This is a genomic window from Treponema sp. R6D11, assembly GCF_054786075.1.
In genome coordinates, this window is sequence record NZ_BDHD01000040.1 from 1 (window position 1) to 14,498 (window position 14,498).

Annotated in this window: 9 protein-coding genes and 2 tRNA genes; 5 read left to right on the plus strand and 6 right to left on the minus strand. The window is 43.5% G+C overall.

The window, feature by feature from the left end; translation table 11 throughout:
• Positions 1-841 precede the first annotated feature (841 nt).
• Positions 842-3,643, plus strand: a complete 2,802-nt coding sequence (locus ACYVTD_RS05670; protein WP_461246818.1) for a LysM peptidoglycan-binding domain-containing protein — start codon at positions 842-844, stop codon at positions 3,641-3,643.
• Positions 3,644-3,684: 41 nt separating this feature from the next.
• Here the strand turns inward: ACYVTD_RS05670 and ACYVTD_RS05675 are convergent, their stop codons facing one another.
• The 4 genes from ACYVTD_RS05675 to ACYVTD_RS05690 form a co-directional block, all read right to left on the minus strand.
• Entirely contained in the window at positions 3,685-4,083 is a 399-nt protein-coding gene (locus ACYVTD_RS05675) for a YxeA family protein (RefSeq protein WP_461246819.1), read from the minus strand.
• 9 nt (positions 4,084-4,092) lie between these two features.
• Entirely contained in the window at positions 4,093-4,803 is a 711-nt protein-coding gene (locus ACYVTD_RS05680) for a hypothetical protein (protein WP_461246820.1), read from the minus strand.
• Positions 4,793-5,578: an ABC transporter ATP-binding protein gene (locus ACYVTD_RS05685; protein ID WP_461246821.1), complete on the minus strand. Its 786-nt coding sequence runs from the start codon at positions 5,576-5,578 to the stop codon at positions 4,793-4,795. Before ACYVTD_RS05685 ends, ACYVTD_RS05680 begins: the two co-directional genes overlap by 11 nt.
• Before the next feature lie 130 nt (positions 5,579-5,708).
• Entirely contained in the window at positions 5,709-6,479 is a 771-nt protein-coding gene (locus ACYVTD_RS05690) for a hypothetical protein (protein WP_461246822.1), read from the minus strand.
• Positions 6,480-6,750: 271 nt separating this feature from the next.
• Between ACYVTD_RS05690 and ACYVTD_RS05695 the strand changes: the two genes are divergently transcribed.
• From ACYVTD_RS05695 to ACYVTD_RS05710, 4 genes are all read left to right on the plus strand, one after another.
• Positions 6,751-6,827: transfer RNA gene (locus tag ACYVTD_RS05695), tRNA-Arg, on the plus strand.
• Between the two features lie 353 nt (positions 6,828-7,180).
• Entirely contained in the window at positions 7,181-7,771 is a 591-nt protein-coding gene (locus ACYVTD_RS05700; protein ID WP_461246823.1) for a hypothetical protein, read from the plus strand.
• A gap of 19 nt (positions 7,772-7,790) precedes the next feature.
• Positions 7,791-8,084, plus strand: coding sequence for a hypothetical protein (locus ACYVTD_RS05705; RefSeq protein WP_461246824.1), 294 nt, complete (start codon positions 7,791-7,793; stop codon positions 8,082-8,084).
• A 467-nt stretch (positions 8,085-8,551) separates the two neighbouring features.
• Positions 8,552-9,142, plus strand: coding sequence for a plasmid recombination protein (locus tag ACYVTD_RS05710; RefSeq protein ID WP_461246825.1), 591 nt, complete (start codon positions 8,552-8,554; stop codon positions 9,140-9,142).
• 233 nt (positions 9,143-9,375) lie between these two features.
• Here the strand turns inward: ACYVTD_RS05710 and ACYVTD_RS05715 are convergent.
• Together ACYVTD_RS05715 and ACYVTD_RS05720 are read right to left on the minus strand one after the other, a co-directional pair.
• Positions 9,376-9,460, minus strand: a tRNA-Leu gene (locus ACYVTD_RS05715).
• A gap of 125 nt (positions 9,461-9,585) precedes the next feature.
• On the minus strand, positions 9,586-14,498 hold a 4,913-nt coding region (locus ACYVTD_RS05720), incomplete at its 5' end, for a beta strand repeat-containing protein (protein ID WP_461246826.1).

Here is a 14,498-nt window from a genome sequence, read left to right on the forward strand (position 1 = left end):
GCGTAACGGCGGCGGTTGTGTTTGCGGCGGGGGGGGGGTTTTCGGGGTTTGTGGGGGGGTTTGTTTTTTTGGGGGGGGGGTTTCTTTTTGTGGGGCGGGGTGTTTTTTTACACGGGGGGCAAGTTTTTTTTTTTTTTTTGGTGTTTCCTTTTTTTTTTTGGTTTTTTATATTTTTTGGCGTTTAAAGGTTGGTTTTTTTTTTTTCGTGGTGGGGGTTTTTTTTTTTTTGTTGGTGGGGGTTTTTTTTTGTTTTTTGTTTTTGTGTTCTGTCTTTTCGTCGGGAGTTGACTGGGACTCTTTCGCTCCTCCTTTCCTCCGCCCGCCGTAAAAAAACAAGCAGGAAATTGCTCCATATTTTTATGATACGCCACGCATTCACAACATTTCCCTCTCCTTGAACAGCTATATGTGCAAGGACAACTCAATTTATTTTCACAAGACATAACCAATCCCTCCCAATATTTCTATCAACAATATACCACAAATCACTACAATTTGCAATAGATTTCGCACAAAAAACAATCCGTAGTCATAACATATAAAAAATTATAGGAGTTGATTTTAGAAAATGGGAATGGGTTATTTACAAACAAGCGCAGTTGTCGGAGTCGATAGCGAACTGCCACTACAAGATGCTTACATCCAAGTTTATACGCCAGATAATCAACTAATCGGTGAAACGCTAACAGACAATAGCGGCATAGCACAAGAAATTTTCGCCATCCAAGCACCAGACAAAGCATTAACGTTAATACCTAGCGAAACACCGCAATATTCAACAGTCAATGTCGTTGTAAGCAAGCCGGGGTATGTCACTCAATATATCGATGGCGTAAGAATTTTGGACACTCTAACAAAAATCTTGCCTGTCCATATGACACCGCTCGCGCAAAGCGAGACAGACACTAACACCGTAGTCGTCCCAACCCTCGGTCTTTTTTTGCGCGATGACGTCAGCCAATTGCCAGAAGGCGAAGGGCTAACAGCACCTGAAGCATCGCCTGAGAAAATGCACGAACAAGAAGTCCAAGACCAAACTGATTTTGCGCCACAAGTTCTATCTCAAGTTTTAGTTCCTGATTATATAACCGTGCATCTCGGCGCACCAACAAACACAGCAGCACGAAATGTTCGCGTTCCATTTAGAGATTACATCAAAAACGTTGTGTCGCACGAAATATATTCAACATGGCCAACAAATGCCTTGCTTGCCAACATCCACGCCATCGTCTCGTTTGCATTAAACCGAATTTTCACAGAATGGTACCGCGGCAGAGGCTATAATTTCGACATCACCAACAACACAAACTATGATATGAACTATGTCGACGGTGGCGGTTATTATCAAAACATCAGCCAACTTGTAGACCAATATTTCAACGTATATGCGCACAGATACGGCTTCGCAAATCCAATCCTAGCTCTATTCTGCGCAGGAACATCAGGCAGCTGCCAACACGGCGGAATGCCACAATGGGGAACAGTAAACCTAGCCAATCAGGGCTACACCCCTCTCCAAATCCTCCGCAGATATTACGGAAACGACATCGTGCTATCAGAATCTAACAACATCGGCGCGATAACCGAAAGCTTCCCAGGCACAAACTTGAGTATAGGTTCATCAGGCAATAATGTTCGCCGCATGCAAAATTTCTTAAACAGAATTAGGGTGAACTACCCAGCCATCCCAAGAATTCTAACTCCAAACGGCGTCTTCGGCGCAGATACAGCAGCTGCGGTCCGCGAATACCAACGTATAAACAATTTACCACAAACCGGAATAATCGATAGAGCAACATGGAATTCAATCTCGCAAAAATATGTCGCTGTAGCAAAACTCGGCGAGCTAGACAGCGAGGGCGAGAGAATCTCAATCGGGCAAAACCCACCAAACGTTACGCTTTCAATGGGTTCGCGCGGGCAAAACGTCTTAGAGCTACAATTCATCTTAAACACAATCGCGGCATACTATGATTCTGTCCCATTTGTTGTTCAAGACGGAGTTTTCGATGCAATAACAAGAACATCCGTTATAGAGTTCCAAAAAACTTTCGGTCTGCCACAAGACGGCGTAGTCGGCGCAACAACATGGAATAGGCTATATGAAATTTATCGAGGCATCCAAGGCAACGTAACCGTCCCACCAGTTACGCCTCCACCTATCGATAACCTCCCTCCATATCCTGGTTCTCCGCTTAGGGTCGGCTCATCAGGAGCAAATGTCACAACCATACAACAGTTCCTAAACGTAATTCGCACCATGTATCCAAATATACCAGCCGTAACAGTCGATGGTCAATTCGGCCCTGCAACTGAAGCAGCAGTAATCGCGTTCCAAAGGCAATACCTATTAACACCAGACGGCATCGTCGGTCCAACAACATGGAATAAAATAATGGAACAATACGCAATCGTAATGGGGGCGCCGCAACAACCAGCCCCTCCTCCAAACTATTTCTTCTATACAGTCATCGCCGGCGATTCATTATACCTCATCGCACAAAAATTCAATACAACCGTCCAAGCCATCATGCAGCTGAATAACCTAACCAGCACTAACCTTTCTATAGGGCAAGTGCTTATGATACCAGGCGGCACAACCCCTCCCCCAACCGAAATCACTCACACCGTCGTCTCAGGTGACACCCTTTGGAACCTTGCCCAACGATATGGTACAACCGTCCAAGCCATTATGTCAAGAAATAATCTCACTAGCACTAACCTGTCCATCGGGCAAACGCTAATCATTCCAACATCTGGCGGCACAACTCCTCCCCCATCAGGCGAAAGGTCTCACACTGTCGTCTCAGGCGATACTCTCTGGCTCTTAGCCCAACGCTATGGCACAACCGTCCAAGCCATTATGCAACTAAATGGCTTAACTAGCACAAATCTATCTATCGGTCAGGTTCTAAGAATTCCGCCAGTAAGCGGCGGTGGAGAGCAGGCTCGAACAGTAGTTATTGACCCAGGGCATGGCGGGCCAAACGACCCAGGCGCAACATATCAAGGCGTCCGATTAGAAAAAAATGATAACCTCCGCTTAGGGCTGGCCGTACGCAACCTCCTTCAAGCACAAGGAGTCAACGTTATCATGACAAGAACAACCGACACAGCCGTATCATTGCAAGAACGCAGCAACATCTCAAACGCAGCAAATCCTGATCTCTTCGTATCCCTTCATAGAAATGGCTCAACAAACCCAAACTATAACGGTCTAGATATCTTCGTGTATAACACTGCGCCACAATCCACATTCCAAAAAGCACAAACTGTCGCAAACGCAATCGCATCCGTCGGCGTGCAAAGCAACCGCGGCGTATCAAGAGAAGATTTTGCAGTACTTAGAAACACAGACGCTCCATCCATGCTCATCGAACTAGGATTTATGACAAACGCGCAAGATAATCAGCTATTCGATCAAAATTTCAACGCATATGCGCAAAGCATAGCGAACGGCATAATCAGCGCAATCGGCTCAGGCTCAGGCACAGGATATTTCAACTATACAGTCGTCTCAGGAGATAGCCTGTGGAATATTGCCCAAAGGTACGGCACAACCGTCCAAGCCATCATGCAACTAAACAGCTTAACTAGCAATAACCTTTCCATCGGTCAGGTACTAAGAATTCCAACTGCCTAAAAATTTAAAAGCAAGCTTAAAGCTTGCTTTTTTATATGCATTTATTTTCGGTTTTGCTTGATATATTCTAACGCAGCGGGAGGCACATCCCCCTCCTGCACAATCCTCCACGTAAGCGTCCTTGCCTTGCTCGCATTAACTTTTATATACGTATTCGGTTTTAACAGGTTTTTCTCAGTTATATTTCTATCCTCATCATCAGTCACACTAAAAAACGCCAAGTTCGTCTCTCCCTGTTCATTATATGCTGTATATTCGTATCTCTTCCCTTTAATAGTAAACCCGCCAGATTCCCATGTATCCATCTTCGTGCTTTGATCAGCAGGAATTTGCAAATAATAATCCTTGCCAATATACGTATTATCATAATATTGCTTTCCTTTTATAGCAACAAACCCAACAGCCAGAATAGCCAATACAATCAAAATAACTTTTTTCATTTTCTCCTCCTAGAATTCTAAATCTTTTTTCTTAAAAGCGAATATAGATAATGCTATAAAAAATATTACATAAATTAGATAAGGCACCGCAGCGTTCACGCTAGGATTGTTAACCAAGCTCGTCGTTATCGGGCCAATTGAATAGTTATATAGCTTATCAAACCCCATCTGGTTTAGAATGAGCAACAACATTTGACTGACAAAACCAGTTATCAAAAGAACAAACGCAACAATAGAAACTGATGCTTTTTGCGTCCCATACACAACTACGCTAGCCACGCTAAACAAAGCCAACAATTTAAATAAACTAGCCAAAACTATTTGCGCAAGCCCAACAATATTCACCGCGAACCCCATCAGGCTAATCACAAAATAAAAACATAGAGATACCAAGAAATATAAAACAGCAGAAATAATAATCGCAATGATAAACTTAGATATAATAATCACACTACGTTTAATTCCAAACCCGATTAGAGAAGGCAAGCTCCTCGCGTTCAAATCATCGTTATAAATAGTATTAAACAAATATATCCCCAATATTATATTTAAAAACATGAAGATATAATCTTCCAATGTCGATACCCTGCCGTTCGTCATGCTTCCAGATTGCACATAAATAGCGATGAGAAACAATGCTAAAAAACTCGCAAATACAATATACAAACTCTTCTTAGAAAAAATTCTATATAAATCCGCCTTAATATAATTAAGCATCATGTCCACCTCCAACTAGCTTGAGGAAATATTCCTCCAAAGTATCCTCTTGGCTCAAAACCTTGTATTCAACATTATTTTCCTTCAACGCTTTCGTCGCCGCATCAACATCCAAAACTTCTAACAAATTATTGTTGCGCTCCATCTCTTTGTGAAGCTCCTCATGAGTCGCCTCTTTTATAAGCACGCCTTTGTCAATAAACCCGAATTTAGTCGCAACCAAGTCCAGCTCGCTCAAAATATGCGAAGAGATGATAAACGTCGTCCCTTCTTGCTTGTTAATATCAATTATCATGTTGCGTATATCCGCTATTCCCTGCGGGTCAAGCCCGTTTATAGGCTCATCCAAAATAATAATCGCCGGCTTGCCTAAAAGAGCATTCGCTATCCCCAAACGCTGCTTCATACCCATCGAAAAATCCTTAAACGGCTTGTTAACCCCATAAAGATCAACCATTTTCAAAACTCTATCCGTCTCGCTTTTGTCTTTAATGCCTTTTGTCCTGCGATAGAATTCTAAGTTTTTTCTCGCGCTCAAGTCCGGAAAAAACGATGCACTAATCATAAACCCGACGCTTCGCAGCCCTCCCTCGATGCTAACCTCACCCGAAGTTATAGAAGACAATCCCATAACAAGCTTGAAAAACGTAGTTTTTCCCGCTCCATTCTTGCCGATAAGCCCATATATCTCGCCCTTAGAAACGTTTATTGAAACGCCATTTAAGGCGGCAAATTCGTTATAATTCTTGCTTAAACCTTTTGTAGAAAGAATTTCCATGTATCCCTCCTGTTACACGAATTATATCACAACAAAAATTTTTTTGCAAGAAAAATCTCGCCATATAGCGAGATTGCTTTTCTATTTTAAACCTTTATATACCGTGCGGTTTTTTGCTATTACGTTTACATTATTTTAAAATAAACTCTCGAATTCCGCTCCTTTTCTTAAGCAGATCATTAAAGCTCGTCCCCAAATTCAGCACTTCGCGAACTCTCCCCGGAAGCTGTTGCCCAAGCTCCCTAAGCTCTCTACGCACGCTCATTCCCCTCGTAGATTTAATATACAACTTCAAAGCCCTAAGCTTTATGTCATCATTGTTTTTCATTTGTTCGGCAAGTTCGTCAGTAATATCCTCACCATCATTAAACTTGTTGAAAAGTCCTAAAGGAATATTGCCCACATCCCCGTTGCCATCAATTATCCTCATATAGTCTTTCGCAGTAGCCTCAACGCGTCTCGTCCTTTTTTCAAAATCGCCCTCACTCTGCATATAATTCAGCTGATCCTCAATCTCTATCCGAACCTCTCTCGTAATATCAGGGCTACTCAATGCCTTTTCCGCCAAATCTATCGCTGTCTTTAATTTACCCATGCTCTTCAAAATTTTAAAAATCTGCGCCATTAAAATGCCATATTTCTTCGTCGCAACAGGAGTTTTTTCAAGCTCGCTCTCAGCTAACTTAAGCGCAGTTGTTTTTTGCCCCTTAAAAGCCAATATCCCTATCTTCTGCACAAGACGTATGCTTCTATTCCTCTCGCTCAAATCAGGGTCAGCCAAATCTCTAGCAATAATTTCTAAAGCTTCGTCCGTCCGCCCTGTGTTCTTGTATATATTTATAAGGTGCGTGTCCCAAACAGCTTTTGTATATTTATCCAGCTCATCTTTATTATTTTCCATAATGCTAAGAGCGTCGGCATAACGTTCCATCGCAATCATGCTCCCGATCGCGCTAGTCTTAACTTCAAGCTTCGTCTTCATACATATCTCCCCTTAGTATGCTATATATTATACCATATTTTACCATAAAAGTCAACCCGCCACGCCTTGACAGCCACCCAATTTTGTGTTATACTATATAAGCTTTTAAAACCTTAAAAAACGAAATGTCAAAGTATTTAAAAGTTTTTTCTCGAAAAACGAACAGGTTTTGTGAGTTTTTCGAAACGATGCGCCCGTAGCTCAGCTGGATAGAGTGTTTGGCTACGAACCAAAAGGTCGGGAGTTCGAATCTCTCCGGGCGTACCAAAGTTAAAGTGCTGCTCAGCTGGATAGAGTGACCACGCCATACCCTACTAACCAAAAGGTCGGGAGGCGAGAATCTCTCCAGGCGGGCCATCTTATTCTAATCGAAAAACGATACAGTGCAATGCTGTGCCGTTTTTTTAACAAAAAAAGCCCGCCGATAAGCGAGTTTTTGGCTTAAAATCGTTATTTTTGAAATAAGGCTCGTTTGTAGCGAATAGGGATAGGCTTTATAAAGATTTGGATGGTTAGTGCAGCAAAAAACAATTCGAAAAAGTTTAATTTTACAAAAAATCAATAAAATAGCCATTGACAAAAAGAATTTATTATGTTAAACTATACACATAATAAACGAGATGGACAGCCTAAAAGCGTATAATTTCCTGACGGAAGTTGTGCGTTTTTTGTTTGGCAAGCCAAAAAAGAAAGGAAGAAAAATTATGAAATTTAGAATGAAACTGCCGAGAAACGGAAAAGAGTTTTTGCTATTTATGGCAATTATATCTGTAATATCAGTCAATGTAATCGCTCCCTTGATAACTTGCTTTGAGCTTCAAAATTTCAGCCTTGCAGTATGGGTTGATGTATTAAAGGTTATGCCTGTTTTATGGGTAGCGGTTGTGATTTTGGTGCTTGCGACATACAGACCGTCCGAGTGGCTAACCTACAAAATTATAAACAAAAACGATAGTTTCAACGCACATATTCTCTGCAATATTGTTTGTAGTGTATTTTTCTTATCAATTCTACTAACTGTCATCGGGACTTGGATAGGGAGCAGACATATTAGCTTAGAGCCAATAACTCACTTTTTCTATAAATGGTTCCGCAATTTTGGTATTAGCTTTGGCGTGGAGTTACTTTTGGCACAACCTGTCGCACGATTTGTTATGCACAAATACCACGAACACCTTGACAACAAAGGACATTTAGTAGCAGATAAATAAACATTAAGGAGTGATAAAAGTGTATCAAAAAGGCGATTGTGTAATATGCAGAAGTGGTGGCGTATGGCGTGTTTTGGACGCTGATAGCGATAGTGTTCGTCTTATAAAGCACGAAAGCGATAACAAAAAAGCCATTGTTATAAATTGCAATGAAATTGTTAGGAAAATATCAACAAAAGATGTGATTGATGATGTTGTATCACGAATGAGTTTTATCAGCACCATTTCAGCTACAAGTGATAAGGAACGAAAAAAACTATACGACAAAGCTATGGCAAAGTTTGACGCAATAGAATGGAGTCGCATTGCTTGAAGTAGATATTTTTGTCGCTGTGATCCAAAACGACATCGCAATTTGAGTATGCTATGTCGAAAAAGCAAAGGAATATTTGCATAGCGAAATCTCCGTTGCACTAAATATACCAATGAATGAAGTCGAGGAATACATCGTAAATTCTGTTTCTAAAACGAGTGTTAATGTTTGTTGAATTGCTATTTTCAACTTCCGACAAAATATACTAAATTTGTTGGAAGTTTTTTGTTATGCTGAAAGCATAACAAAAGATGAGCAAAACGAACCTTGCGAGGAGCAAGTACGATTTGCGAATGACGAGCAGACAAAGTCTGCGAGAGAAAAGCGATTAACCTGCAAGGTTAGCCCCTACGGCAGTAGCCCACGACATCTTTGCAGACGCAGTCTGAAAGTGTCATAGTGGGTTACACACTTTCAAAAGTGTTAGAAAAGATTTTACCGAACGAAAAGAAACGGAGATGAGGACTATGGCGAATATGACTGTCGTGCGAAATAATCCTCACGCTCGCGCTGACATAAAAGCAATGGAACGACACAACGAACGAAAGAACAAAGCATACTCAAATTGCGATGTCGTTTTGGATCACAGCGACAAAAATATCTACTTCAAGAAATGCGAAACTTCATACCTCAAAAAGTTTGACGAAATGGTCAAGGACGGAACAATATCAATACGAGGGCAAAAAGCAAATGCCAACATAATGGCAGAGATGATTTTGGATGTTAACAGCAAATTTTTTGAAGATAATGGTGGCTATGAGTTTGCTAAAAATTTTTACGAAAAAGCATACGAATTTGCTATCAACCAAGTCGGCGATGAGAAATACATACTATCCGCAGTAATGCACGCAGACGAGCGGAATAAGCCTCTTACAGACGATTTAGGACACGATGTTTACCATTACCACCTGCACATAGTTTACATACCAATCGTCAAAAAAGAAATATTTTTCAGCAAACGGAGCAAAGACAAAGCAGGGCAACTAACGGAATACTTAAAAATGAAAAGGAGTGTCTTGCTATGGCGAAAGATGAACCAAAACTTGACATTCCGCTAGATAAGAAATCGACAGCTTGGCAAGACTGCTCCTGCCGAAAATACAAGAGTATTATTCGGGCAGGGTTGGCTCACAGAGCGATCAGGCAAAAGGCGAAACTAAGTCTAGCGTTGAATGATTACATAAAAGAGCCAATGAGTTCCCTCAAAGGCTCTTTTTGTTTCGTTAGGTTATAATTGAATGATTTTTATTATGCAATCACACATAATAAAGTGGTTCGTTTTATAACAGTTTGGTGCGGGTAAAAGGACTTGAACCTTCACGAGTTGCCCCACTAGAACCTAAATCTAGCGCGTCTGCCAATTCCGCCATACCCGCATCATTTCGTACAGCGTTAGTATTATAACATATCCTTATACCCCTGTCAACCCCCCTCAACATCAAAAATTCAATAATAAGAGAAAACACGCAAATAAAAAACGCCGTTCCCAGCGTTTTTTATTTTATCTAAACGAGAATTTATTAACAGGAACATCAAATGTTTCAACAGGTTTAAGCCCGAAGAAAGTTAATATCTTTTGGAAGAAATTCTGCGTCTGCACAGCAACATTTGCGCCATTAGTTAAAGGAGTAATCCTAACATATCCGTTACCCGCATGCCCAGTTTCGTTACCCGTCGTAGTCGCAGGGAAGCTTGTATCGCCAGCATACATATTTGCATTTGCAAGATAATATTTAGTCGCTAACGCATAATTGCTTGCATGAGCAGACCTACCAGCATTCCATGTAGCAAACGCACTCGCTGTATAAATCCAGCCCGAACCGCCGCCGCCAGAACCATGACAGTTAGAACCGCCACCATACCAACCAGCTCCACCAGCACCAGCCGTCGTGTTAGATGCGTGATACGAATAATAATTAGCGCCTATTCCAAAACCACCAGCTCGTTGGTACGTCATATCCGCAGTATCTTGAGTTGCATATAGTTCTGCATTACCACCCCACGTTTGCGTTCCTTGCCCACCAGCTTGCACGTTAACAGCCCTAGCTTGTGCAAGCTCGTTACTAAACCCTGTCACGCCACCGCCAGTGGTACCACCGCCGACACCAGCATCCGTTCTAGTCTCCAGTCGTCCGCCGCCGCCGCCAGCAACAATGACTCGGTTATACAAATTATTAGCCCCGATACGTATATCAGATGCTCCGCCACCAGAACCGGATGTTTTTTTCTGCGACTGAATTGCTCCGCCGCCATTAAACCCACCGGGGACGACTTCAACATTAGCAGTTCCAGAAGTTCCGCCTTGCCCGCCAACATAGATATATACATTTGTAGTAGCATCGATAGTAACCGTGCCGACTGAGTATCCGCCTTTTCCGCCTGCATTACCGCCTTGCGCACCCCAAACTTCAAGTTTATATTGCCCAGCCGTCAAAGTTTTCGTCACAGCCGCGCCTGTATAATCAAAGTTAGCAACAGCCCCAACCACAGAAAGCGCCGTGATTTTAACATACCCATTTCCCGAATGTCCCGTTTCGTTTCCTGATGTCGGCGCAGGCATCGAAGCATTACCAGCAATGCACGAAGGGCTCGCCAGAATAGAAGATATCCATCCTGAACCGCCACCGCCAGCACCGCCAGCACCACCGCCGCCGCCGCCGCCATAACGACCACCGCCACCGCCAGAACCACCAAAAGCACTAGCGTTGTTTTGGTTACCGCCGCCGCCGCCGCCGTTCCAACCTCCGGCTCCAGCATATTGTCCAGATGCTGCTCCGCCTGCATTTCCTACAACAGAACCCGCATTACCAACACTTCCGCCGCCGCCAACACCACCACCAGTTGCCGAACCATTAGAACCACTGCTATTACTAGTTTGCGAACCGCCGCCGCCGCCGCCAAAGAATCCTCCACCACCGCCGCCGCCAGAGGTTGATGAACTTCCTATCACACCTATGCCAGGTTGCGAACCATATCCATCGCCACCTTTGTTCGTGCCAGAGCCATAACCATTACCACCAGCACCGCCGCCTTCAGTACCAGCGCCGCCGCCACCACCGTTATATCCATATAAACCGCCGCCGCCAGCTGCATTTTGTCCAGCAGCCTGCAGAACTCCGTCTCCACCTTTAGCAACGCTGTTACCACCGCCATAGCCACCATTAGCACTAGAAGTATATCCATTAGCGCCCCCACCGCCGCCAGCAATAATAATTCTACTATCCGCAGAAGGAGATAGCTGAGCAGTTGACGTTCTAATATCAGTTCCACCACCGCCACCAGCAGCCGCGCCGCCTACATTAGCAGCAACACTGCCACCTTGCCCACCAACATATATATAGTATGTAGTAGGAGATGTTACAGTTAAAATACCAGTTGAGTATCCGCCACGCCCACCTAGGCTTCCTTTGCCGGTATCGCCACCTTGTGCGCCCCAAGTCTCAAGTTTGTAAGTGCCCGGTTGAAGCGTGATGCTTTGAACGCTACCAGTATAAGCAAATTCATTTGCTGGCGCATTGCTTATAACCGTCAACCCATCAGACACCGCAGCTGACACAATAAACGCATAATTCACAGCATCCAATGTGTTCTTAACCGCCGTAACGCTATATGTTCCAACAGGTCTTGTTGTTCCCGCTGTTCCAGAAATCGTCGGTTCAGACATCGCACCCGTTATCCCAGATTTGATACTATCAAAATTCTCACTGTTAACAAACCCAGATAGCGTATAATCCCCAACCGAGCTAGTTGATATGCCCATCCAAGTAGGGTCTGCATCGCCTAACATCTTCGTCTTCTTATTAGGTGTAATCGTTATGTTAACTTTATTAACGACTAGCCCTATCGAATGCGTAGCAGTCACAAACGTATAGTTCGTGCAAGCAAGTGTATTAATATTCGTAGCAACTGTATAATTCCCAACCGCACGCCCCGTGCCTGACGTTCCAGAAATCGTAGGCGTGGATAGCGCGCCCGTTATGCCAGATTTGATGCTATCAAAATTCTCGCTATTAACAAACCCGGAAATCGTATAGTTATTTTGCGCACTCGTCGTAACTCCCGTCCACGTTGGATCCGCCGCACCATAGTTCTTAGTTAACTGGTTAGGAGTAACCGTTAGGTTCGCCTTAGTAACTTGCATCGTTCCGCCCTCTGTCGCAGAGTTAGATGTAGTATACGTCGTGTTACCAGCCGTAAAGTTAAACACATAGTTCGTCGATGCCAACGTTCCAATAGCTGGCGTAACCGTATAAGTATTCACAGCTCTGCCCGTGCCAGCCGTGCCAGAAATTGTTACGGCAGGAACACCCGATAAGTTAGACGAAGATTCACTGTTAACAAATCCCGAGAATGTAAAGTCCGCAAGCGTAGTCCATGTTGGATCTTCCGCGCCATAAACCTTTGTCTTATCATTCGCAGACAGTGTAAGCGTAACAGTCGTAACCTGTATCGTACCGCCCTCTGTCGCAGAGTTCGATGTTGTATACGTCGTGTTACCAGCAGTATATGTGAAGTCATAGTTCGTAGCCGTCATCGTGCCAACAGTAGGAGTAACGGTATACGTCCCCACACTTCTGCCATTGCCAGCCGTGCCAGAAATCGTTACAGCAGGAACACCCGTTAAAACAGATGTCGTCTGACTATTAACAAAGCCCGAGAATGTGAAATCCGATAATGCCGTCCAAGCAGGATCAGCAGCACCGTATGCCTTAGTCTTGTCATTCGCAGATAATGTCAGCATAACCTTATTGACCGTTAGCTTGCCAGTTAAATCATAAGTTATAGTATAATTATAGTTAGTTGAAGTGTTCGTTCCGTTATTGACAGAAAAACCAGATGGAGTTATAACATAATCGCCAGCAGGGCGCGTCGTTCCTGTTCCTGTTCCTTTGTTTTCAATCGCATATGAACCAACTGTTATAGTCGCGCCGTCATATAACGATCCCGTAATCGAATATGTAAATCCTGATGGGCTTGCCGGATCTGCCACACCATAGTTTTTAGATATATTATTCGCCTTAATCACAATCGCCGATGAAAGCTTATTAACCGTAAGCGTGCCTGCAACATGAGTAATCGTATATGTGTAGTTCGCCGTCGCCGCGATGCTAAAGTTTTGCGGAGTGATGGTATATGTCCCAGCAGGGCGTGTCATTCCAGCCGTACCAGTTACAGAATACGAGCCAACCGTAAGCGTGCCACCACCCAATATTGCAGGAGACATTGTATATTCCCACGCCGGATCCGCCGCACCATAATTTTTAGATAAATTCTTTGCCGTGATAGTAATCACTTGGTTAGCTTTTGATATAACAAATGTGCCAGCAGCCGCGCCCGTCGTCGCTCTATAGTTTCCGTATTGCGCTTGGTTAACCGTGATTGTATATGTTCCTGCATTCGTAGGAATCGTTGTTGAGCCGTTATATAAAACAGTTATCGCTCCGCCAGAGTTCGAAGTAACCCCAACAGATTGCGCTGAACCAGTATAAGGAACAGTAACCTTCTCTGTCGCAGATGTGCCTAAACCAATTCTATTGATGTTTACTCTATAAGCCCCGCTCGTGCTAGACGAATACCCACGAACCATAACATAATACGTTTGCCCAGCTTGCAACGAATAGCTGAAATAGAAGTTCATATTTCCGCCGCTATCATCGTTATACGTTAATTGAGAACCAGACGAATTATACAAATATCCATATAAATCCCAGTTGTTAGGGTTATTGCTCGAGAACATATAATATGTTCCCGTCGTGCCTGCTGTAAATTTCCAATAGTCATAATCCCCTGCCACATTGATATAGGCATCTCCATAGAAACTGTTGTTAATAGTTCCAACATCAAAAGCCGCAGCAACAGAGTTGCCAATTTTATCATTAGCCGCGCCCGTTCCCGTCTCAAACGCAGGTTGAACAAGCGAATACGTCGGCATCATACCGATAATATTAAATGTCTTCGAAGCCGTGCCTCCATAGTTGCCCTTGAAAGTTACATTAACAGTCGCAACGCCTTGGTTAACGTTGTTAGAATATGTAACAGTATAATCCGTGTTAAGAACAAGCGTCGTCGAGCCATTGCGAACAACAATTGTCGGCGTCTTCGCCGAGCCGTTATAATCTTGGTCAGGAATGTTATCAATCGTAGGGTTAAAGTTAGTAAGCGGAGATACAGTCAGCGTTCCCGTCGCATAAGTCACAGTATATTTATAATATGCCGTCTCCGCAAAGCTGAAGTTTTGTGGCGTAATCGTGTATGTCCCAACAGGGCGCGTCGTGCCAGCCGTACCAGTCACTTGATACGAACCAACAGTTACAGTAGGGCTTCCAGGAATCGATGCCGGCGTCGTAGTATAACCATTCGCAGGATCAGCCTCGCCGAATACTTTCGATTTATTCGTCGCCGTAACCGTAACAT